The 22353-nt window shown below is 71.3% G+C and carries 14 protein-coding genes and 1 pseudogene; 8 read left to right on the top strand and 7 right to left on the bottom strand.

All coding sequences use genetic code 11. The annotated features are described in order from the left end of the window. Positions 1–29 precede the first annotated feature (29 nt). Together ABD299_RS03525 and ABD299_RS03520 are read left to right on the top strand one after the other, a co-directional pair. A complete protein-coding gene (locus tag ABD299_RS03525) occupies positions 30–566 on the top strand; it encodes a DUF6114 domain-containing protein (RefSeq protein WP_344258766.1) in 537 nt (178 codons plus the stop codon). Next, positions 556–1863 carry a hypothetical protein gene (locus ABD299_RS03520; protein WP_344258764.1) on the top strand — a complete coding sequence of 436 codons (1308 nt, stop codon included), beginning with the start codon at positions 556–558 and terminating at the stop codon, positions 1861–1863. The genes ABD299_RS03525 and ABD299_RS03520 overlap by 11 nt, the downstream gene beginning before the upstream one ends. 82 nt (positions 1864–1945) lie before the next feature. Here the strand turns inward: ABD299_RS03520 and pyk are convergent, their stop codons facing one another. Genes pyk through pta form a run of 3 tightly spaced genes read right to left on the bottom strand, consistent with a single transcriptional unit; the run spans position 1946 to position 6809 of the window. Next, entirely contained in the window at positions 1946–3376 is a 1431-nt protein-coding gene (gene pyk / locus ABD299_RS03515; RefSeq protein ID WP_344258762.1) for a pyruvate kinase, read from the bottom strand. A gap of 50 nt (positions 3377–3426) precedes the next feature. Further along, positions 3427–4641, bottom strand: coding sequence for an acetate kinase (locus ABD299_RS03510; protein ID WP_344258760.1), 1215 nt, complete (start codon positions 4639–4641; stop codon positions 3427–3429). Then, on the bottom strand, positions 4638–6809 hold the full coding sequence (gene pta / locus ABD299_RS03505; protein ID WP_344258758.1) for a phosphate acetyltransferase: 2172 nt from the start codon (positions 6807–6809) through the stop codon (positions 4638–4640). Before pta ends, ABD299_RS03510 begins: the two co-directional genes overlap by 4 nt. A 263-nt stretch (positions 6810–7072) precedes the next feature. Here pta and ABD299_RS03500 point away from each other — a divergent pair, with 263 nt between their 5' ends. The 3 genes from ABD299_RS03500 to ABD299_RS03490 all read left to right on the top strand — a co-directional run bounded on the left by ABD299_RS03500 (position 7073) and on the right by ABD299_RS03490 (position 10282). Then, on the top strand, positions 7073–8098 hold the full coding sequence (locus ABD299_RS03500) for a 6-phosphofructokinase (protein ID WP_344258756.1): 1026 nt from the start codon (positions 7073–7075) through the stop codon (positions 8096–8098). A 162-nt stretch (positions 8099–8260) separates the two neighbouring features. Beyond that, positions 8261–9481: an amidohydrolase gene (locus tag ABD299_RS03495; RefSeq protein WP_344258754.1), complete on the top strand. Its 1221-nt coding sequence runs from the start codon at positions 8261–8263 to the stop codon at positions 9479–9481. A 126-nt stretch (positions 9482–9607) separates the two neighbouring features. Then, positions 9608–10282 (top strand): double zinc ribbon domain-containing protein, encoded by a 675-nt coding sequence (locus tag ABD299_RS03490; RefSeq protein WP_344258752.1) that lies wholly within the window; start codon positions 9608–9610, stop codon positions 10280–10282. 57 nt (positions 10283–10339) lie between these two features. Here the strand turns inward: ABD299_RS03490 and glgB are convergent, their stop codons facing one another. The 4 genes and pseudogenes from glgB to ABD299_RS03470 form a co-directional block, all read right to left on the bottom strand. Next, complete coding sequence (gene glgB / locus ABD299_RS03485) at positions 10340–13180, bottom strand: 1,4-alpha-glucan branching enzyme (RefSeq protein WP_425581243.1); 2841 nt, start codon at positions 13178–13180, stop codon at positions 10340–10342. Positions 13181–13856: 676 nt separating this feature from the next. After that, a pseudogene (locus tag ABD299_RS25100) lies at positions 13857–14240 on the bottom strand (maltokinase N-terminal cap-like domain-containing protein); the annotation flags it as partial. A 221-nt stretch (positions 14241–14461) separates the two neighbouring features. Beyond that, a complete protein-coding gene (treS, locus tag ABD299_RS03475; protein WP_344258745.1) occupies positions 14462–16165 on the bottom strand; it encodes a maltose alpha-D-glucosyltransferase in 1704 nt (567 codons plus the stop codon). Continuing rightward, the gene (locus ABD299_RS03470) at positions 16152–18191 is read right to left on the bottom strand and encodes an alpha-1,4-glucan--maltose-1-phosphate maltosyltransferase (RefSeq protein ID WP_344258744.1); all 2040 of its coding nucleotides are present in this window, start codon (positions 18189–18191) and stop codon (positions 16152–16154) included. Before ABD299_RS03470 ends, treS begins: the two co-directional genes overlap by 14 nt. Before the next feature lie 441 nt (positions 18192–18632). On the opposite strand from ABD299_RS03470, the gene ABD299_RS03465 reads away from it, so the two are divergent. The 3 genes from ABD299_RS03465 (at position 18633) to ABD299_RS03455 (ending at position 22350) form a co-directional block, all read left to right on the top strand. After that, the gene (locus tag ABD299_RS03465) at positions 18633–20303 is read left to right on the top strand and encodes an ABC transporter substrate-binding protein (RefSeq protein ID WP_344258743.1); all 1671 of its coding nucleotides are present in this window, start codon (positions 18633–18635) and stop codon (positions 20301–20303) included. An 89-nt stretch (positions 20304–20392) separates the two neighbouring features. Continuing rightward, positions 20393–21397 (top strand): ABC transporter permease, encoded by a 1005-nt coding sequence (locus ABD299_RS03460; protein ID WP_344258742.1) that lies wholly within the window; start codon positions 20393–20395, stop codon positions 21395–21397. Further along, complete coding sequence (locus tag ABD299_RS03455) at positions 21397–22350, top strand: ABC transporter permease (RefSeq protein ID WP_344258741.1); 954 nt, start codon at positions 21397–21399, stop codon at positions 22348–22350. The genes ABD299_RS03460 and ABD299_RS03455 overlap by 1 nt, the downstream gene beginning before the upstream one ends. Positions 22351–22353 lie beyond the last annotated feature (3 nt).

The following is a 22353-nucleotide window of genomic DNA, read 5'->3' as shown; positions in this document are numbered from 1 at the left end:
GTTCTGCGCCACCCAGGGAGTTCCGCGCAATGAGCACCACCACTGATCAACCGAGCACCGCCTCACGCCTTGCCCGGGGCCGCGCCGCGTTCCGGGACTGGAGAGGGCAGCGGCCCTTCTGGGCCGGACTGTTCACCCTGCTCGCCGGGCTGCCCATCGGGTACTTCCCTTACGCGAACGTCACTTTGGGCGAGGTCACCATCCGGATGGCCACCACGGCGGGCGGCGGTTCGCTGGTCATCGGCGTGCTGCTGGTCGTCCTGGGACTGACCATGTGGTTCCAGCGGCACGCCCGGATCTTCGCCGGCGTCGCGGCCATCCTGCTCGCACTGGTCTCGCTGGTGGTCTCGAACTTCGGCGGGTTCGTGGTCGGTTTTCTCCTGGCGATGTGCGGTGGCGGCATGTCCATCGCCTGGGCGCCGGGAGAGCGTGAGGAGGAGCGGGAGGAGGGGGCCGCACCGGCCCCCCGGACGCCCGCCGGGCCGGTCCGCGGCACGGGCAGTGCCCTGGACGGCTTCACGGGGATATCGACGGAGCAGGGGAAGGGAAGGCATCGTGCCGAGTGACGGACCGGCCGGGCGTGAGGGCGCGCGGCACGCCGCCGAGCGGAAGTCGTTGCTGAAGCGACTGAACAGACCTGTGGGCAGGGCCGCCTCGCTGGCGGTCATGCCGTCCGCGATGCTGCTCGGCATGGGGGTGGGCTCTCCCCTTGCCAAGGCGGAGCAGCAGCCGGAGAACCCGTTCCGGGACGGTCCGTGCGTCGAGATGCCGGACGTCACCGAGGAGGAGCGCGACGCCGCCGCGGAGCAGGAGTCCGCACAGGACGCCGCCGTGGAGGAAGCGGCCGAGGAGGCCGCCGCGGAGTCCGGACGCGAGGACGGTGCGGCGGACGGCGGAGGCACACCGGAGCGGACGGCGCCCTCGCCCTCCCCGGAAGCCGGGACCGGCGGCGACACCCAGGGGGAGACCACCGAGCCCCGGGAGCCGGCCGGCGACGGTACGGAGCAGGAGCCGGAGGCCGCAGCGGAGCCCGAGCGGAACCCGCTGGACCCGCTGGGGCTGGGCCCTCGCCTGGAGCAGTTCGGCCAGGACGTCACGGACTTCTTCACCGGAGGAAGGAAGAAGAGCGAGCCGGGGGAGGAGACCCCCGCCGCCGAGGTGCCCGCCGAGGAGCCGGCCGCGACCCCCGGTCCTGCGCCCTCCGCCGGGCAGCAGGAGGCCGGGACGCCGGAGACCGTCCCGGCGGGCGGATCGCCCACCGGGGAGCCCGCGCCCGCACCGTCCTCACCGGCCGGTGAGGAGGCCGCGGGGGAGGACACGCAGCCGGAGACGGACGAGGCCGAGGAAGCCGATCCCTTCGCACCCGACGCCGACGGCAAGGTGCCGTTCCCCTGCCCGGAGACGATGGAGGTCCCCGGGGAGGACGAGGCCACCCCGGTGGTGCTGCCCGACGAGGCGTGGTTCCTGGACGCGAAGTACCTCACGCTGCGCGGCCTGAAGTACCACGGCGTCGTCAACGTCAGCACGGCGAACGGCTCCGTCAAGCAGGTGCTGAAGTTCACCGCCGACCGGCTGGACATCGGCAACCTGCACCAGATCGTCAACGGTGAGGACGGCCTGCGGTACCACGTCCAGGCCGCCGACGGCAGCAACTCGACCTTCCGCAACGGCAAGGTCACCATGTACACCGAAAAGCTGGAGGGCAAGCTCTTCGGGCTGATCCCGATCGTCTTCGACCCCGAGCACCAGCCGCCCCTGGACATCCCGATCGCGCACTTCACGGACGTGTTCGTGACGCAGGCCGGCCAGTTCGGCGGGGAGCTGACGATACCCGGTATGCGCCAGTACATGACCCACGGCTGACACCGCGGAACGCCGCGGGCCCGGCTTCCTCACCCTCCGGCGGAGGGCGGGGGAGCCGGGCCCGCGGCGGTCGCGCCGAGGTTCACACGCCCTGGCCGCCACCCAGGTGGTGGACACGCACCATGTTGGTGGTGCCGGCCACTCCGGGGGGAGAGCCGGCGGTGATGATCATGATGTCGCCCTCGTTGTAGCGGTTGAGCTTCAGCAACTCGGCGTCGACCAGGTCGACCATCTCGTCGGTGTGGTCCACATGCGGCACCAGGAAACTCTCCACGCCCCAGCTCAGGGTGAGCTGATGGGCGGTCGCCCGCTCGGTGGTGAAGGCCAGGATCGGCTGGACCGCCCGGTAGCGGGAGAGCCGGCGCGCCGTGTCGCCGGACTTCGTGAAGGCGATCAGGGACTTGCCGTTGAGGAAGTCGGCCATCTCGCAGGCCGCCCGGGCCACCGAGCCGCCCTGCGTGCGGGGCTTCTTGCCGGGCACCAGCGGCTGCAGACCGCGCGAGAGCAGGTCCTGCTCGGCGGCCACCACGATCTTGGACATCGTCTTCACCGTCTCGACCGGGTACTGTCCCACCGACGATTCCGCCGAGAGCATCACCGCGTCCGCGCCGTCCAGGATGGCGTTGGCCACGTCGGAGGCCTCGGCGCGGGTCGGCCGGGAGTTGGTGATCATCGACTCCATCATCTGGGTCGCCACGATCACCGGCTTGGCGTTGCGGCGACACATCTCGATCAGCCGCTTCTGCACCATCGGGACCTTCTCCAGCGGGTACTCCACCGCCAGGTCGCCGCGGGCCACCATCACGCCGTCGAAGGCGAGCACCACCTCCTGCATGTTCTCCACCGCCTGCGGCTTCTCCACCTTGGCGATCACCGGCACCCGGATTCCCACCCGGTCCATCACCTGGTGCACGTCGCGCACGTCGGCGGCGCTGCGGACAAAGGAGAGCGCGACCATGTCGCACCCCATCCGCAGGGCGAACTCCAGGTCCGAGACGTCCTTCTCGGACAGCGCGGGGACGTTGACGGCGACGCCGGGCAGGTTGATGCCCTTGTGGTCGGAGATGACCCCGCCCTCGATGACGATGGTCCGCACCCGCGGGCCGTCCACCTCGGTGACCTGCAGGGCGACGTTGCCGTCGTTGATCAGGACGGTCTCGCCCTTGGAGACGTCGCCCGGCAGCCCCTTGTAGGTGGTGCCGCAGATCGTCCGGTCGCCCTCGACGTCCTCGGTGGTGATGGTGAACTCGTCCCCGCGGGAGAGCTCCACCGGACCGTCGGCGAAGGTCTCCAGCCGGATCTTCGGGCCCTGGAGATCGGCCAGCACACCCACCGGGCGGCCGCACTCCTCCGCCGCCTTGCGGAGCCGGTGATACCGGTCCTCGTGCTCCGCGTGGCTGCCGTGGCTCATGTTGAAGCGGGCTACGTTCATGCCCGCGTCGATCAGCGTCTTGAGTTGCTCGAAGGAGTCGACGGCGGGACCCAGCGTGCAGACGATTTTGGAACGGCGCATGGAAGCGATCCTATTCGATTTGTTCCGTGCCTGAATAATGTAGCCGGGCGTCAGCCGTTGACCAGGGCGAACGCCTGTGTGGCGATCTCCAGTTCCTCGTCCGTGGGCACCACGGCGACCGCCGTCGCGGCGTCCTGCGGAGAGATCAGCCGGGCCGAGTCCCCGGGCGCCGCGTTCAGCTCCGGATCCACCGTGATGCCCAGCCCTTCCAGCCCGGCCACCGCGGCCTCCCGCACGGCGGGGTTGTTCTCCCCGACGCCCGCGGTGAACGCCACGGCGTCCACGCGGCCCAGGACGGCCAGGTAGGCACCGATGTACTTCTTGATCCGGTACACGTACACGTCGAACGCCAGCCGGGCCGCCCAGTCGCCCTCCTCGACCCGCCGGCGGATCTCCCGCATGTCGTTGTCCCCGCACATGCCCAGCAGGCCGGAGCGCTGGTTGAGCAGGGTGTCGATCTCCCCGACGGACATTCCCGCCACCCGCGACAGGTGGAAGACCACCGCCGGATCGATGTCACCGCTGCGGGTACCCATCACGAGCCCTTCCAAGGGGGTCAGCCCCATGGAGGTGTCCACGCACCGGCCGCCGGCCACCGCGGACGCCGAGGCGCCGTTCCCCAGATGGAGCACGATCACGTTCACCTCGGACGGGTCCCGCCCCAGCAGCCCGGCAGTGCGGCGCGACACGAACGCGTGCGAGGTGCCGTGGAACCCGTACCGCCGGATCCGGTGCTCGTCGGCGGTCCGCATGTCGATGGCGTACCGCGCCGCGTGCTCCGGCATCGTGGTGTGGAAGGCGGTGTCGAAGACCGCGACCTGCGGCAGGTCCGGATTCAGCGAGCGGGCCGTGCGGATGCCGGCGAGGTTCCCGGGGTTGTGCAGCGGCGCCACCGGCACCAGCCGTTCGATCTCGGCCAGCACCTCGTCGTCGATCAGCCGTGGCTCGCTGAACACCGGCCCGCCGTGCACCACCCGGTGTCCGACGGCCGCCAGCCGCGGCGAGGCGGGACCCACCCCGTCCGTGTCCAGCTCCTCCGCGATCAGCCGCAGCGCCTCCTCGTGGCCGGGCACCGATGTCTCCCGGACCCGCTCGCCGCCGTCGGCGGTGCGGTGCACCAGGCGCGCGCCGCGCTCCCCGATGCGCTCCACCAGCCCGGCCGCCGCGCGGGACGGGCCGTCCATGTCCAGTACCTGGTACTTCACCGACGACGAACCCGAGTTGAGCACCAGTACGCAGCTCGCCCGGGCGGGGAGACCGGTCACGCGGGGGGTTCCTTCCGTTCCGACGGGGGGTCGCCCTGTGCCTGGACGGCCGTGATGGCGACAGTGTTGATGATGTCCTGCACCAGGGCACCGCGGGACAGGTCGTTGACCGGCTTGCGCAGCCCCTGCATGACCGGTCCGACGGCGACCGCGCCGGCCGAGCGCTGGACCGCCTTGTAGGTGTTGTTCCCCGTGTTCAGGTCGGGGAAGATCAGCACCGTCGCCTGCCCGGCGACCTCCGAGCCGGGCAGCTTGGCCGCCGCCACCACCGGCTCGACCGCCGCGTCGTACTGGATCGGTCCCTCCACCAGCAGCTCCGGGCGGCGCTCGCGGACCAGTTCGGTGGCCCGGCGGACCTTGTCCACCTCCGCGCCCGAGCCGGAGTCACCGGTCGAGTACGACAGCATGGCGACGCGCGGCTCCACGCCGAACTGCCGCGCGGTGGCGGCGGACTGGATGGCGATGTCCGCCAGCTCCTCGGCGTCCGGCTCCGGATTGACCGCGCAGTCCCCGTAGACCAGGACCTTGTCCGCCAGACACATGAAGAAGACGGAGGACACGATCGAGGTGTCCGGCTTGGTCCTGATCACCTCGAAGGCGGGCCGGATGGTCGCCGCGGTGGAGTGCGCCGCCCCCGAGACCATGCCGTCCACCAGCCCCTCGTGCACCATCAGAGTGCCGAAGTAGGAGACGTCGCAGACGACGTCGTAGGCGAGCTCGTAGGTCACTCCCCGGTGCCGGCGCGCTTTCGCGTAGACCTCGGCCAGCCGCTCGCGCAGCGGGGAGGTCTGGGGGTCCACCACCCGGGCGGTGACGCCGTCCTCCGCCGCCACCTCGTCCGCGCTCAGCAGCCGCAGGTCCAGGCCCAGATCCGCGGCCCGCTTGCGCACCGCCGTCTCCTCGCCCAGCAAGGTCAGATCACACACGTTGCGGCGCAGCAGCACCTCCGCGGCGCGCAGCACCCGCTCCTCGGTGCCCTCGGGCAGCACCACGTGGCGGCGGTCGGTACGGGCCCGCTCGATCAGCTCGTGCTCGAACATCATGGGCGTCACCCGGTCGCTGCGCACGACCGACAGCCGCCGGCTGAGCGCGGCGGTGTCCACATGGGACTCGAACAGGCCCAGCGCGATCTCCGCCTTGCGCGGTGAGGCCGCGGTCAGCTGGCCCTCCAGCCCGGAGAGCTCGGTGGCGATCCTGAAGGAGCCGCCGGGCACCAGCAGCACGGGGGTCCCCGGGGCCAGCCGCTCGGCCAGCCACAGGGTCTCCCGGCCCGGGTGCAGGTCCAGGGTGAGCAGGATGCCGGCGATCGGCGGGGAGCCCGCGGAGTGCGCGGCGAGCGCGCCGATGACCAGATCGGCGCGGTCCCCGGGGGCGAGGACCAGGCAGCCCTCGGTGAGCGCGGGAAGGAAGGACTGGATCGTCGCGCCGCCGAAGACGAAGTCGCGCACATCCCTGGCCATGCCGGTCTGATCGCCCTGGAGCACCCGGGCGCCCAGCGCGTCGGCTATCTGGCGGACCGTCGGTGCGGAGAGCGCCGGGTCCTCGGGCACGACGTGGACGGGTTCGGGCAGTTGCTCCCCGAGCGACAGCGCGGCACGCAGGGCCTCACTGTCGGACACCCGGTTCACGACGGTGGCCAGCACCTCACAGCCCAGCGAGGTGTAGGCGTCGTGCGCGTTGCGCACCTCGGCGACCAGCGCCTCGGCGCTCTGCCCCCTGCGGCCGGTGCCGCCTGCCGGAGGCGGACCCGCGAGACCGCCGACCACCGGCAGGACGACCGCGCCGAACTCGTTGGCCAGCCGGGCGTTGAGCGCCAGTTCGGCCGGGAGCCCGGTGTCGGCGAAATCGGTGCCCAGCACCAGAACGGCCTCGTGGTCCCGGGCCACGGTGTGGAAGCGGTCGACCAGCCGGGTGATCAGTTCGTCGGTGCCGAGGTCGGCCTGCAGTGCGGCGGCCTCCGCGTAGCTCATCCCGGTCGCGTGGTCCCCCGGGCCCAGCCGGTAGCGGCCGGTCAGCAGACCGAGCACGGGGTCGGTGCCGTCGTGGCCCAGCGGGCGGAACACCCCCACCCGGTCGACCTGACGGGTCAGCAGTTCCATGATGCCGAGCTCGACCACCTGCCGGCCGTCACCGCGGCCGATCCCGGTCACGTACACGCTGCGGGTCACCGCCCGGTCCTCTCCGCCTGGCCCACCTGCGCCCTCTCCTCGGTTCCTGCCGCCGCGCCCGTCCGGACGGCAGGGCCGCGCCCCGCGCCGCATATCCCCCATAACGGAACGTCCGTACTCTTGACCTTACCCGCGCGTCCGCTCCACCGGGGACAATGTGGGGAGTGTGACGCGTTCAACGGGGCCCGCGGGCCGTGAAAGAATCCGGCTGGCCCCGAGGATGCGGCCGGACCACCCAGACCAGCGACCAGGAGAGAGTCCTCATGCGCATCGGAGTCCTCACCGCCGGCGGTGACTGCCCAGGCCTCAACGCCGTGATCAGGTCGATCGTGCACCGCGCCGTCGTGGACCGGGGCGACCAGGTGATCGGGTTCGAGGACGGCTTCAAGGGGCTGCTGGACGGCCGCTACCGGGAGCTCGACATCAACGCCGTCAGCGGCATTCTGGCCCGTGGCGGGACCATCCTGGGATCGGCCCGGCTGGAGCGCCACCGGTTGCGCGAGGCGTGCGACAACGCGGAGCAGCTCCGCCAGGAGCTCGGCCTGGACGCGCTGATCCCGATCGGCGGCGAGGGGACCCTGACCGCGGCCCGGATGCTGTCGGATGCCGGCCTCCCGGTGGTCGGAGTGCCCAAGACCATCGACAACGACATCTCCGCCACCGACCGCACCTTCGGCTTCGACACCGCCGTCGGCGTGGCCACCGAGGCCATCGACCGGTTGAAGACCACCGCCGAGTCCCACCAGCGGATCATGGTGGTGGAGGTGATGGGCCGCAACGCCGGCTGGATTGCCCTGGAGTCCGGGATGGCCGGCGGCGCGCACGGCATCTGCATTCCCGAGCGTCCCTTCCGGGTCGACGGCCTGTGCAAGATGGTCGAGGAGCGCTTCGCGCGCGGCAAGAAGTTCGCGGTCATCTGCGTGGCCGAGGGAGCCGCGCCCGCCGAGGGCGAGATGCCCTACCGGAAGGGTGAGATCGACCAGTACGGCCACGAGCGGTTCACCGGCATCGGCAACCAGCTCGCCGTGGAGCTGGAGCGGCGTCTGGGCTACGAGGCCCGGCCGGTCATCCTCGGTCATGTGCAGCGCGGCGGCACCCCGACGGCCTACGACCGGGTGCTGGCCACCCGGTTCGGCTGGCACGCCGTGGAGGCCGCGCACCGGGGCGAGTTCGGCATGATGACCGCGCTCAGCGGAACCGACATCGTGATGGCACCGCTGTTCGACGCGACGGCCGTGCTGAAGACGGTCCCGCAGCAGCGGATGGACGAGACCGAAGCCGTCTTCTGACCGGCCCTCATCACCTCCTCGCCCGGCCGGGCGAGGAGGGGGTGGGCCGCCGCGGCGCCCCGCGGCCGCGAACGGGGGGCACGGCGGATTCGCGGCGCTCCCGCGCTCGCTGTCGCCCCCGGCCCGGTCCGCCCGGCCGGGGGAACGGTTAGGTTGCTGGCCATGGTCGATACAGCAATCACGAACGGATACATCGTCCCCGTCGCAGGAGACCCCATCGACGGCGGCACGGTCCTCATCAGCGACGGCCGCATCGCCGCCGTGGGACCCGCGGCGGAGGTGACGGTCCCCGAAGGCGCCCGGACCGTCGATGCCTCGGGAAACTGGGTCCTTCCCGGCTTCGTGGAGGCTCACGGCCACCTCGGGGTGCACGAGGAGGCCGAGGGGTGGGCGGGCCAGGACACCAACGAGATGACGGATCCCAACGGCGCGCGGATGCGGGCCCTGGACGCGATCAACCCCGCCGACACCGGCTTCGCCGACGCGCTCGCGGGCGGGGTGACCAGTTCCGTCATCAAGCCGGGCTCCGGGAATCCGATCGGCGGGCAGACCGTCGCCGTCAAGTGCTGGGGACGCAGCGTCGACGACATGCTGATCCGGGAGCCGGTCAGCGTGAAGAGCGCGCTCGGCGAGAACCCGAAGCGCGTGTACGGCGACAAGAAGCAGCTGCCCTCGACCCGGCAGGGAGTCGCGGCGGTGATCCGGGACGCCTTCACCCGGGCCCAGGACTACCGGGCCAAGCGGGACCACGCGCTGGCCGAGGGCACCCCCTTCGAGCGTGACCCGAGCCTGGAGGTGCTGGTGCGGGTGCTGGACCGGGAGATTCCCTGGTGCCAGCACACCCACCGGGCCGACGACATCGCCACCGCGATGCGGCTGGCCGACGAGTTCGGCTACCGGCTGGTCATCAACCACGGGACGGAGGGTCATCTGCTGGCCGACGAGATCGCCCGCCGGGAGATACCGGTGATCACCGGTCCGCTGTTCACCACCCGGGTGAAGGTCGAGGTGCGCAACCGGACGCTGGCCAACCCGGGCATCATGGCCCGCGCGGGGGTCAAGCTGGCCATCACCACCGACCACCCGGTGGTCCCCGTCAACTTCCTCGTCCACCAGGCCACGCTCTGCGTCAAGGAAGGGCTGGACCGGGAGACGGCGCTGCGCTCGATCACCGTCAACCCCGCCGAGATCATGGGCCTCGACGACCGGGTGGGCTCCCTGCGGCCGGGGCTGGACGCGGACGTGGTGATCTGGTCCGGCGACCCGCTGGACGTGATGAGCCGGGCCCTGCGGGTCTTCGTCTCCGGCCGGGAGGTGTACCGGTACGACACCGCCACGCGGCAGGGCACCGTCGCCGACCCCTACTACCGGGACGCCGGGTGACCGCGGGGCCGGGCGGGAGCGGCGGGACCGCACCTGCCGCATTCTCCCCGTCCGGCCCTACACTCGTGGCCAACTGTGTGCCCGTCGTATGGAGATGACGGGCAGAACCGGGGGAGAAGAGACGATATGACCGGCGAGACCGCGTTCAGCCGCAACTACCGCGACCTGTCCCGCAGACAGGGAACGGAGGCCGGATTCCAGTTCGAGTTCTCCTGTTCCCGCTGCCGCGACGCCTGGCGGTCGCCGTTCGAGCCGTACGGCAGCGGCCGGGCGGCCGGCTGGCTGGGGCGCGGCGCCGGAATGGCCCGCAGCCTGCTCGGCGGGCAGACCGGCCACACCCTCAGCCGCGCGGCGGACGGGCTGGCCGGCGCGGGCTGGGGCAAGGCCCGTGACGAGGCGTTCGGGCGGGCCGTGGACAGCGCCCAGCGGCACTTCAGCCGCTGCGCCCGGTGCACCGGCCAGGTCTGCGGCCGGTGCTGGGACGCCGACCAGGGCCTGTGCCTGAAGTGTGCCCCGGACACCGCGGCGGAGGTGCTGGCGGCCAAGCGCCGGGGGCTGAACCGGGAGGCGGCCAAGCAGGCCCAGCAGGCGGGCGAGGCCCAGGGCGCCCGGTACGACGTGGACACCGCGCGCCAGCTGGTGTGTCCGCAGTGCTCCACCGAGACCGGGGGAGGGGCCTTCTGCCACGGCTGCGGACACCGGCTGGCCCAGCAGGACGCCTGCGCGTCCTGCCACACGGACCTGCCGGCCGGCGCCGCGTTCTGCCCCGGCTGCGGCACCCCGCGAGGACAGGGCGGCTGAGCCCGGCCCGGGACCGGCGCGCCGGTCCCGGGCCGGTGGGTCCGCGCGTCCGGCCGGTCAGCCGACCGGACGCAGCCACAGGGTGGCGAGCGGAGGCAGGGTGAGGAGGACGCCGGCCTCCCGGCCGTGCCACGGGACGGGCCTGGTGGGAATCGCCTCGCCGTTGCCCACGCCGCTGCCGCCGTACCGTCGTGCGTCGGTGTTGAGCACCTCGGTCCAGGCCGGGACGCCGGCGGGCACGCCCAGCCGGTGGCCGTGGCGGACCACCGGCGAGAAGTTGCAGACCACGATCAGCGGGGATCCGTCGGCGGCGAACCGCAGGAAGGACAGCACGTTGTCCTCCCGGGCCCGGTGCGAACCGGCGTCGATCCACTGGAAGCCGCCGGGGTCGGTGTCCCGTTGCCACAGTGCCGGGGTCGCCCGGTACGCGCGGTTGAGGTCGCGCACCAGGTCCTGGACCCCGCGGTGGTCGCCCGCCGCGCTGTATCCGGGGTCCAGCACCCACCACTGCGGCCCCTCGGCCTCGGACCACTCCGCGCCCTGGGCGAACTCCTGCCCCATGAAGAGCAGCTTCTTCCCCGGGTGGGCCCACATGTACCCGAGGTACGCCCGGTGGTTGGCGCGCCGCTGCCACCAGTCGCCGGGCATCTTGGATACCAGCGCCTGCTTGCCGTGCACCACCTCGTCGTGCGAGATCGGCAGCACGTAGTTCTCCGAGTAGGCGTACACCATGGAGAACGTCATCTCGTCGTGGTGGTGGGCGCGGTGCACCGGATCCTTGGACATGTACACCAGGGAGTCGTGCATCCAGCCCATGTTCCATTTGAAGCCGAAGCCCAGCCCGCCGAAGCCGCCGGGGCCCGTGTGGTGCGTGGGACGGGTGACCCCGTCCCAGGCGGTGGACTCCTCGGCGACGGTCACCACGCCGGGACAGCGCCGGTAGACCGTGGCGTTCATCTCCTGCAGGAACGCCACCGCGTCCGGGTTCTCCCGCCCGCCGTGCGCGTTGGGACTCCAGCCGCCCTCCTCGCGGGAGTAGTCCAGGTAGAGCATCGAGGCCACCGCGTCGACCCGCAGGCCGTCGATGTGGAACTCCTCGCACCAGTACACGGCGTTGGCGACCAGGAAGTTGCGGACCTCCTTGCGGCCGTAGTCGAACTCCAGCGTTCCCCAGTCCGGGTGCTCGGCCCGGCGGGGGTCGGCGTGCTCGTACAGCGCGGTGCCGTCGAACCGGGCCAGTGCCCAGTCGTCCTTCGGGAAGTGGGCCGGCACCCAGTCCATGAGCACCCCGATCCCCGCCCGGTGCAGGCGGTCCACCAGGTACTTGAGGTCCTCGGGGGTGCCCAGCCGGGCCGTGGGGGCGTAGTAGCCGGTGACCTGGTAGCCCCACGAGCCGCCGAAGGGGTGCTCGGCCGGCGGCATCAGTTCGACGTGCGTGAAGCCCATGTCCGTGACGTAGGCGGTCAGTTCATCGGCCAGCTCGCGGCAGGAGAGTCCGGGCCGCCAGGACGGCAGGTGCACCTCGTAGACGGACACGGGGGCGGTGTGCGAGGAGCGTGCGCCCCGGCCGGCCATCCAGGTGCCGTCCCCCCAGCGGTAGCCGTCCAGGGGATGCACGACGGAGGCGGTGGCCGGCGGGCATTCGGTGCGGCGGGCCATCGGATCGGCCCGCACGGTGTGCGAGCCGTCGGGCCGGCAGATGTCGAACTTGTAGAGCGTGCCGGGACCGACGCCGGGCACGAACAGCTCCCACACCCCGCTGGATCCCAGTGAGCGCATGGGGTGTCCGGTGGGGTCCCAGTGGGTGAAGTCGCCGGTGACCCGCACCCCGCGGGCGTTGGGTGCCCACACGGTGAACCGGGTGCCCCGCTCGCCCTGATGGGTCATCGGGCAGGCCCCCAGGGCCTTCCACAGCTCCTCGTGCCGGCCCTCGGAGATCAGGTGCAGGTCGAACTCCCCGAGCGCGGGAAGGAACCGGTAGGGGTCGCCCGTCTCGTGGGCGGGCACGTCCTCGCCGTAGTCCACCAGCAGCCGGTAGGCGGGGATCTCCTCCAGCGGGAGCACGGCGGCGAACAGCCCGTCGCCCTCCGCGGCCAGGCGGGCGCGCAGTCCGGCGGCGAGGACCGTGACGCCCCGGGCGTGCGGGCGCAGCGTCCGCACCAGCACTCCCCCCTCGGCGCGGCGGGCGCCCAGCAGCGCGTGCGGGTCGTGGTGTTCCCCGGCCAGCAGCCGGACGCGGTCCTCCGCGGGCAGGGCGGCGGCCGCCCGCGTGCCCTTCAGCAGCGGCCGGGAGCCGGGCGCCGGACCCGCGGGAGCGGAGGGCACGGGCGCGCTGCGGCCGGCCGGGAGGGGGAGGGGCTCGGGACGGGTGGCGGACGTGTGCGGTCGCACGGCGGATGACCTCCGGGGCAGTGGCGGTGAGGAGCGGGCGGGGGCGGGTTGGTCAGCGGTGCGCTCCGGCCGGCGGCAGGGCGGCCAGCCGGCGGATGGCGGACATCGGGACGTGCAGCCAGCCGGGCCGGTGCCGGGCCTCGTACAGCACCTCGTAGACGGCCTTGTCCGTCTCGTAGGCGCGCAGCAGTTCGGGCTGGCCCAGCGGGTCGGTTCCGCCGGCCTCGGCGTAGCCGCGGCAGTACGCGGTCCGGCTGGCCCGGGCCCAGGCCTCGGCCCACGGTCCCGAGGCGACGTGCTGGCAGGCGGCGTAGTCGAAGGAACGCAGCATCCCGGCGATGTCCCGGACCGGCGGCTGCGGGCGCCGGCGTTCGGCCAGCGGACTGGCGGGTTCCCCCTCGAAGTCGATGACCGTCCACCGTCCGGTGCCGCCGTCGGGGCCGGCCGGGCGCAGCACCTGGCCCAGATGCAGGTCGCCGTGCAGCCGCTGTGCGGTGCAGCGGCCACCGCGCCGGGCGAAGTCGGCCAGTGCCTCGAACGAGCGGCGCAGCCCCGCGCGGTAGGGGCGGAGCGCGGGGACCGCGGCGGTGGCCGCGGTCAGCCGTTCGTGCATGGCGGTGGCGGTCTGCTCCAGCTGGGAGCGGTGCAGCACCTGGGTGGGCAGCGCACCGGCGAGCGCGGTGTGCACCTCGGCGGTGGCGCGTCCGAGCGAGTGCGCGGCGGCCCCGAAATCGGCGCGGCGGGCGAGTGCGCCGGTGGCGAGCTGCCAGCCGTCGGCGCAGCCGGGCAGGTAGGGCTGGAGGACGCCGAGCGTCATGGGGTCGGTGCCGGTGTCCGGGCCGGCGGCCTCGAACCAGGCCGAGGGGGCCGGCACCCGGGTGCAGCCGGCCCGGGCCAGGGCCAGCGGGAGTTCCAGGTCCGGGTTGATCCCGGGACTGACCCGGCGGAACACCTTCAGAATGTGGGAGGTGCCGTAGACGACGGAGGAGTTGGTCTGCTCGCCGTCCAGCAGCCGGGCCGGCGGGGCGGTGGGGATCGCGCTGCCCGGTGCGCGGGAGAAGGAGAGCGGGCCCAGGGTGCCGGGGGTGCGGAACCGTTCCAGCAGCAGTGAGGCCAGCCGGGGGTCGGCGAGCGCCTCGTACACGGACCGGCCGTGCAGAGGTCCGTCCGCGGGGCGTCCGACGAGCGCGTGGGCGAGCGCCGGCGGGAGTACCGGACGCACCCCGAGGAGCAGTTGGTAGCAGTCGTCGCCGGCCTCCCCGGGGGCTCCGGCGGAAGGAGCGGGCACCTGCTGGGCGGCCGGAGGCCGGTGATCCCGGCCGGGGAGGGTGCGAACCAGCAGGTGCAGCAGCCCCGGTACGGTGCCGTCCGCCCGGCAGGGCAGCACTTCCGTGACGGAGACCAGCGTGAGACCGCCCAGCGGACGGCCCTTTCCGGCGAACCAGCGCTGCCGGGGCAGCCAGCGCGCCAGCAGCCCGGTCAGGGACCGCAGCAGCGCACCGCCGTCAGCGGCGGCAGTGAAGGGAAGCGGGGGCGGAGCCGTCCGGGGCGAGGAGCTTTCCGACATGGCGTCCTTTCCCCGGGCACACTGAAGATATGCTGAAAGTGTCCCGGATGTCGGCTTGTGTCGTCCGATGGCGGGGGACGTGTCGCGAAGGACCGGCCGTGCGAGTGAGGGCCGTCGCGCATGTGGGACTGTGCCGGGGCGCGGGCCGGTGGCGCGGACGCCGTCCCACGGGTCCGGGACGGTCTCCCGGACCCGTGGAGAGCGACGCCGTGTGGACGCCGTCAGCCGGCCGGGGGCCTGCGCAGCCGGAACCAGTAGAAGCCGTGGCCGGCCAGGGTCAGCAGGTACGGCAGGTCTCCCACCGGGGGGAAGCGGACGCCGCCGATGAGCTCCACCGGATGGCGGCCCGCCCATGCCTGCAGATCCAGCTCGGTGGGCTGGGAGAACCGGGAGAAGTTGTGCACGCACAGGACGACGTCGTCCTCGTGCTCCCGGAGGAAGGCGAGAACGGCCGGGTTGGAGGAGGGCAGTTCGGTGTAGGTACCCAGCCCGAAGGCCGGGTTCTGCTTGCGGATCTCCACCATGCGCCGGGTCCAGTGCAGCAGCGACGCCGGTGAGCTCATCGCGGCCTCGACATTGGTGACCTGGTAGCCGTGGACCGGGTCCATGATCACCGGCAGGAACAGCCGGCCCGGATCGCAGGAGGAGAAGCCCGCGTTGCGGTCCGGCGTCCACTGCATGGGGGTGCGCACCGCGTCCCGGTCGCCGAGCCAGATGTTGTCACCCATGCCGATCTCGTCGCCGTAGTAGAGGATCGGCGAGCCGGGCAGCGACAGCAGCAGTGCGGTGAAGAGCTCGATCTGGTTGCGGTCGTTGTCCAGCAGGGTGGCCAGGCGCCGCCGGATGCCGATGTTGGCCCGCATCCGGGGATCCTTGGCGTACTCCGCGTACATGTAGTCGCGCTCCTCGTCGGTGACCATCTCCAGGGTCAGCTCGTCGTGGTTGCGCAGGAAGATGCCCCACTGGCAGCCGTAGGGGATCTGCGGGGTCTTGGCGAGGATCTCCGAGACCGGGTAGCGGGACTCGCGCCGCACCGCCATGAAGATGCGCGGCATCACGGGGAAGTGGAACGCCATGTGGCACTCGTCGCCGCCCCGGTCGAAGTCGCCGAAGTAGTCGACGACATCCTCCGGCCACTGGTTGGCCTCGGCCAGCAGCACGGTGTCCGGGTAGTGCGCGTCGATCTCGGCCCGGACCCGCTTGAGGAAGGCGTGCGAGGCCGGCAGGTTCTCGCAGTTGGTGCCCTCCTCGGCGTACAGGTAGGGCACCGCGTCCAGGCGGAAGCCGTCGATGCCCAGGTCCAGCCAGAACCGCAGGGCGGAAATGATCTCCTCCTGGACGGCCGGGTTCTCGTAGTTGAGATCCGGCTGGTGCGAGAAGAAGCGGTGGAAGTAGTACTGCTTGCGCACCGGGTCGAAGGCCCAGTTAGACGCCTCGGTGTCGACGAAGATGATGCGCGCGTCGGCGTACCGCTTGTCGTCGTCGGCCCAGATGTAGTAGTCCCCGTAGGGGCCGTCGGGGTCGCTGCGGGACTGCTGGAACCACATGTGCTGGTCGCTGGTGTGGTTCATGACGAAGTCGATGATGACCCTGATGCCCCGCTGGTGCGCGGCGTCCACGAACTCCACGAAGTCGGCCAGGTTGCCGAACTCCGGCAGTACGGAGGTGTAGGCCGACACGTCGTAGCCGCCGTCACGCAGCGGTGATTCGAAGAAGGGCGGCAGCCACAGGCAGTCGATGCCCAGCCACTGCAGATAGTCCAGCTTGGCGGTGAGGCCTTTCAGGTCGCCGATTCCGTCGCCGTTGCTGTCCTGGAAGGAACGCACGAGGACTTCGTAGAAGACCGCGCGCTTGAACCACTCGGGGTCGCGGTCGCGGGCGGGCGTGTCCTCGAACATGTCGAGGACCGGCTCATTGACGCTCATGGTTGGGTGACCCTCCGGTCGGTGAGGACGGTCGCAGAGCAAAGATGTGAGCCGACGAGGCGTAGGCGTCCCTACGGCCCGGCTCCAGCCGCACATAGTTGTCCCTGCCCCAGTGATAGGTCTCCCCGGTCAGCTCGTCGAGCACCGGGAAGGGCTCGGCTCCGCCCGCCTGCGCGGGCGTGAGTCCGAGCTCCGGCAAGTCCAACGACACCGTTGCTTCGTGGGTATCGTGCGGATCGAGGTTGACCACGATCAGCACCGTGTCGGCGTGTGGTGTCCGGGTCCGCTTGGAGTAAGCCAGGATGTGCTCGTTGTCGGTGCGGTGGAAGCGCAGACCACGCAGCTGCCGCAGGGCGGGGTGCCGCCTGCGCAGCCGGTTGAGGGCCCCGATCAGCTCGGTGATGGAGGTGCCCTCCCGCTCGGCGGCTTGCCAGTCGCGCGGGCGGAGCTCGTACTTCTCGGACGCGGCGTACTCCTCGCTGCCGGGCGCCGCGGGGGTGGCCTCGCACAGTTCGTAGCCGGCGTACATGCCCCAGGAGGGGGAGAGGGTGGCCGCGAGCACTGCCCGCGTCTCGAAGGCGGGGCGGCCACCGCTCTGCAGGTGGACGGGCAGGATGTCCGGGGTGTTCACGAAGAAGTTGGGGCGCATCCAGGCCGCTGCGGGGCCGCTGAGCTCGGTGAGGTATTCGGTGAGCTCGCGTTTGGTGGTGCGCCAGGTGAAGTACGTGTAGCTCTGCTGGAATCCGATCGCGGCCAGCGTGTGCATCATCGCGGGCCGGGTGAACGCCTCGGCGAGGAAGATGACGTCGGGGTCGGTGCGGTTGATCTCGCCGATCACCTTCTCCCAGAACACCACCGGTTTCGTGTGCGGATTGTCGACCCGGAAGATCCGCACCCCGTGGGACATCCACAGCCGCAGAATGCGCACGGACTCGGTGACCAGCCCGCGGAAGTCCTCGGTGAAGTCGACCGGGTAGATGTCCTGGTACTTCTTGGGCGGGTTCTCGGCGTAGGCGATGGAGCCGTCCGGGCGCTTGCGGAACCACTCGGGATGCTCCTTGACCCAGGGGTGGTCGGGACTGCACTGGAGGGCGAAGTCCAGCGCGATCTCCATTCCGAGCTCACGGGCGGTGGCCACGAAGGCGTCGAAGTCGGCGAAGGTCCCCAGGTCGGGGTGGAGCGCGTCGTGTCCGCCGTCCTCGGAACCGATTGCCCAGGGACAGCCGACGTCATCCGGTCCGGCGGTCAGGGCGCCGCCCGGCCCCTTGCGGAAGGTACGGCCGATGGGATGGACGGGCGGCAGATAGACGACGTCGAATCCCATCGCGGCGATCTCCGGCAGCCTCCGGGCCGCCGTGCGGAAGGTTCCGGAGACCGGAGCCGAGCCCGCGTCGCCGGCGCGCGCGCCCTCCGAGCGCGGGAACATCTCGTACCAGGAGCCGAAGAGCGCCCGCTCACGCTCCACCACGAGCGGAAGCGGCCGGGAGGTCGTCACCATCTCGCGCAGCGGGTGGCGGTCCAGAACGGCGGTGACCTCCGGAGCCAGGGCGCCGGCAAGTCGGGTCGCGCCCGGCACGGAGGTGTCCCGCAGCGTCCGCGCGGTGTCCAGGAGGAGGCGCCGGCCGTCGCTGCGGGGCACTCCCGCGGCGGCCCGCTCCAGCAGCTGTGCCCCCTCCGCCAGCGTGAGCTCGGTGTCGGCGCCCGCCGGGATCTTCACCGAGGCACAGTGCCGCCAGGTGGTCAGCGGGTTCCCCCAGGCCTCGACGGCGTAGGTCCAGCGCCCCTCGGCGTCGGGGGTGACGTCCGCGCCCCAGCGGTCGGTGCCGGGCGCCAGTTCGCGCATCGGGATCCACGGGCCGCTGCGGCCGCGCGGGTCGCGCAGCACGACGTTGGCCCCGACCGCCTCGTGCCCTTCCCGGAAGACGGTGGCAGTGACCTGGAAGGTCTCGCCCGGAACGGCCTTGGCCGGGCGGCGCCCGCAGTCGACGAGCGGCTGGATGTCCAGAACAGGGATGCGACCGATCATGGGGGATCACCTGGAGGGTCGGGGTGGCTATTTTCGTCATTTTTATGGGGCTTTGTCCTTTGTATCTGCTCGGTGGCCGCCTCGTGGCCCGGGGGCGTGGCGGCTCCAGTGCGCGTTCACCCGTGTGGGGGTGTATGAGGCAGGGTGTTGACATCTGGCGGTGCTCCGGAGGCCTCGGCGGGCGTCCGGCGGAGAAGACGGGGCGGTGCCGGGGTCCGATGGCGCTCTTGCAGGGAGCCGTGCACGCCTGCTTCCCGCGCCCCGGCGCGAACCGTCCTGTCCGCTGTCGCCGCAGGTCCGGGCCCGGTTGCCGAATACCGGGCCCGGGGCTGGTCTCAGCTCGGTATCACCGTCCGGCAGCCCGTTCACAACTATGTAGATGCGCAGTAATGTGCGGACGTCCAACACGCCCGACCACACCACCGACCCCTGAGGTGGACGATGCGAATTGCACGAACAAAAGCCGTCTCGGCGCTGGCTGCCACGCTCGCGATCGGCGTGATCGCGACCGGCTGCAGCAGCGAGCGCGGCGACGATGGCGCCGACGGCGGCGCATCGGAGACCTTCGTCTTCGGCGCGGCCGGGGACCCGGCATCCCTGGACCCGTCGCTCGCGAGCGACGGGGAGACCTTCCGGATCTCCCGTCAGGTCCTGGAGACCCTGCTGGACCACGAGTCCGGCGGCTCCGAACTGGTCGGTGGCCTGGCCGAGACCTGGGAGCAGAACGCCGAGGGCACCGAGTGGACGTTCAACCTCCGTGAGGGTGTGACGTTCCACGACGGCGAGGAGCTGACGGCCGAGGTCGTCTGCCAGAACTTCGAGCGCTGGTACAACTGGACCGGCACCTACCAGTCCAAGGCGCTGTCGTACTACTGGCAGGCCGAGTTCGGCGGCTTCGCCCAGAACGAGGGCGAGGACATCCCCGACGCGAACTTCGCCGGCTGCGACGCCCCGGACGAGCTGACCGCCGTCATCAACCTCCACCAGCCCTCCGCCGTCTACCCCGGCGCGTTCTCGCTGGCCGCCTTCGCCATTCACTCGCCCAAGTCCCTCGAGGCGTACGCCGAGGACGAGGCCACCGGTGAGGGCGACGCCATCAACATGCCCGACTACAGCCAGGAGGCCGGCACCATCGCCGGCACCGGGCCGTTCCAGCTCTCCAAGTGGGACAAGGGCAACGGCGAGGTGACCATCGACCGCTTCGACGACTACTGGGGTGACGAGGCCGGCGTCGAGCGCATCGTCTTCCGCACGATCTCCGACGAGGGTGCCCGCCGTCAGGCGCTCCAGACCGGCGAGATCCACGGTTACGACCTGGTCGCTCCGGCGGACGTGGACACCCTGGAGTCCGAGGGCTTCCAGGTCCCGGTCCGCGGCGTGTTCAACCTCTTCTACATGGCGATCACCCAGGAGAGCCACGAGGCCCTGGAGGACCTGGACGTGCGCACCGCCATCGCGCACGCCCTGGACCGGGAGACCCTGGTCAACACCCAGCTGCCGGACGGCGGCGTGGTGGCGACCCAGTTCGTCCCGGACACCGTCGACGGCTACTCCGACAACGTCACGCTCTACGACTACGACCCCGAGCGGGCGCGTGAGCTGCTCGCCGAGGCCGGAGCCGAGGACCTGACCCTGGAGTTCTGCTACCCGACCGAGGTCACCCGCCCGTACATGCCGGCCCCGGCCGACCTGTTCGAGCTGATGAAGGCCGATCTGGAAGAGGTGGGCATCACCGTCCAGCCGCGGCCCATGAAGTGGACCCCGGACTACCTGGACACCACCCGCGACGGCGGATGCAACCTGTATCTGCTGGGCTGGACCGGTGACTTCAACGACGCCTACAACTTCCTGGGCACCTGGTTCGACGGGTACTCCAAGGAGTGGGGCTTCCGCAACGACGAGATCTTCGACGCGCTGGCCGAGGCGTCCGTCGAGCCGGATGTCGACACCCGGGTCGCCATGTACGAGGAGATCAACGAGCTGGTCATGGACTTCCTGCCCGGCGTCCCGATTTCCTCCTCGCCCCCGTCCATCGCGTTCGCCGACAACGTGAACCCGCCGAACGTCTCCCCGCTGACGCAGGAGAACTTCGCGGAGATCTCCTTCAAGTAGGACGCGTCTGCCCAGGTCCGCCCGGCCACGGCACATCCGTGGCCGGGCGGACTGCTGAGCGTGAATCGTAAGAAAGGGGCGGCACCGGGGTGTTGCGTCTCATCGTCCGCAGACTGCTGCAGCTCATCCCCACGCTGCTGGGTCTGTCGGTTCTGTTGTTCCTGTGGTTGAACCGATTGCCCGGCGGCCCGGCGGCCGCCCTGCTCGGGGAACGCGCCACGGCGGCCGACCGGCGGCAGGTCGAAGCCATGCTCGGGCTGGACCAGCCGGTGTGGATCCAGTACGGCCGCTTCATGCGGCGGCTGGCCGAACTCGACCTGGGCACCTCGGTCCGCACCGGCCGCCCGGTCTGGGAGGAGTTCACCCAGCGTTTCCCGGCCACTGTCGAACTCGGCATCGCGGCGATGATCATCGCCATTCTCGTCGGTGTCCCGCTCGGCTACTTCGCGGCCAAGCGCCGCGGCAACTGGCTGGACGTCTCGGCGGTCTCCGGATCGCTGATCGGCATCTGCATTCCGGTGTTCTTCCTCGCCTTCATCCTCAAGGCGATCTTCGCCGTGAACCTCGGCTGGTTCCCCAGCGTGGGACGCCAGTCCACCGGCATCAACGCCACGGAAGTGACCGGCCTCCATGTGCTGGACGGTCTGCTGACCGGTGAATGGGACGCGTCCTGGGACGCGCTGATGCACCTGGTGCTGCCCGCCATCGCGCTCTCCTCCATCCCACTGGCCATCATCACCCGGATGACCCGGGCCAGTGTCCTGGAGGTCCTCCAGGAGGACTACGTCCGCACGGCCGAGTCCAAGGGACTCCACCAGCGGGTGGTGCGGGCCCGGCACGTCATGCGCAACGCCCTCCTCCCCGTGATCACCGCGGTCGGCCTGCTCACCGGCGGCCTGCTGTCCGGAGCGGTGCTGACCGAGTCGGTGTTCGCCTGGGGCGGCATCGGCTCCTTCATACGCATCGCCATCGACGCCCGCGACTACCCGGTGCTCATGGGCTTCATCCTGTTCATCGCGCTGACCTACGTCCTCATCAACCTCCTGGTCGACCTCGCGTACAGCGTCATTGATCCGAGAGTGCGGGTGCACTGATGAGCACGAAGACCGACAAGATCGACCGGCTCGCCGAGCTCACCGCCGCCACCGAGACCTCCGGCGGCGCGAGCCTGTGGGTGGAGGCCCTGCGGCGGCTGCGGTCCAGCAAGATGGCCATCATCGGCGCGAGCATCATCGCGGTGTTCGTGGTGCTGGCCGTGATCGGACCGTGGATCGCCCCCTACAGCCCCACCGCCCAGCTCTGGCGCGGCGAGGTCTTCCCCAACCAGGGCCTGTTCATCGGCCCCCGTGCCGACAACTGGCTGGGCCTGGACCACCTGGGCCGCGACGAGATGTCCCGGCTGCTGGTCGGGGCCCGGCAGACGCTGCTGGTGGGTGTCGTGGCCACCCTGATCGGCTTCACCGTGGGAGCGCTGATCGGCGGTGTCTCCGGTGCCGCCCTCTCCCTCGGCGGCGCCTGGGGCCGGCGGCTGGACGCCGTGCTGATGCGCGTCATCGACATGATGCTGGCGCTGCCCTCGCTGCTGCTGGCGGTGAGCATCGCCGCGATCCTCGGCCAGTCCCTGACCACCGTCATGATCGCCGTCGGTGTGGTGCAGATCCCCATCTTCGCCCGGCTGCTGCGCGGCTCCATGCTGGCCCAGGGCGGCTCGGACTACGTGCTGGCCGCCCGCGCGCTCGGCGTGCGCCGGCGCCGGATCGTGATGGCCCACGTGCTGCCGAACTCGCTCGGCCCGGTCATCGTCCAGGCCACCCTCGCCCTGGCCACCGCCATCATCGAGGCCGCCGCGCTGTCCTTCCTCGGCCTGGGCAACCCGGACGCCGCCCAGCCCGAGTGGGGCGTCATGCTCGCCCAGGCACAGCGGTTCTTCGACCAGGCGCCCATGATGGCCGTCTATCCCGCGCTGGGCATCATCATCACCGCCCTCGGCTTCACCCTGCTGGGCGAGGCCATGCGGGAAGCGCTCGACCCGAAACTGCGGAGCTGACCT

Source organism: Streptomyces sodiiphilus, assembly GCF_039529215.1.
Taxonomy (GTDB): Bacteria; Actinomycetota; Actinomycetes; order Streptomycetales; family Streptomycetaceae; genus Streptomyces; species Streptomyces sodiiphilus.
This window is presented reverse-complemented; position numbering and strand designations above follow the sequence as displayed.

Excerpts from the sequence above, each read along its gene's own strand:
- ABD299_RS03500 (WP_344258756.1), top strand. The coding sequence starts at position 7,073 with ATGCGCATCGGAGTCCTCACCGCCGGCGGTGACTGCCCAGGCCTCAAC.
- pyk (WP_344258762.1), bottom strand. The coding sequence starts at position 3,376 with ATGCGCCGTTCCAAAATCGTCTGCACGCTGGGTCCCGCCGTCGACTCC.
- treS (WP_344258745.1), bottom strand. The coding sequence starts at position 16,165 with ATGAGCGTCAATGAGCCGGTCCTCGACATGTTCGAGGACACGCCCGCC.
- ABD299_RS03495 (WP_344258754.1), top strand. The coding sequence starts at position 8,261 with ATGGTCGATACAGCAATCACGAACGGATACATCGTCCCCGTCGCAGGA.
- ABD299_RS03490 (WP_344258752.1), top strand. The coding sequence starts at position 9,608 with ATGACCGGCGAGACCGCGTTCAGCCGCAACTACCGCGACCTGTCCCGC.
- ABD299_RS03465 (WP_344258743.1), top strand. The coding sequence starts at position 18,633 with ATGCGAATTGCACGAACAAAAGCCGTCTCGGCGCTGGCTGCCACGCTC.
- ABD299_RS03470 (WP_344258744.1), bottom strand. The coding sequence starts at position 18,191 with ATGATCGGTCGCATCCCTGTTCTGGACATCCAGCCGCTCGTCGACTGC.
- ABD299_RS03525 (WP_344258766.1), top strand. The coding sequence starts at position 30 with ATGAGCACCACCACTGATCAACCGAGCACCGCCTCACGCCTTGCCCGG.
- ABD299_RS03455 (WP_344258741.1), top strand. The coding sequence starts at position 21,397 with ATGAGCACGAAGACCGACAAGATCGACCGGCTCGCCGAGCTCACCGCC.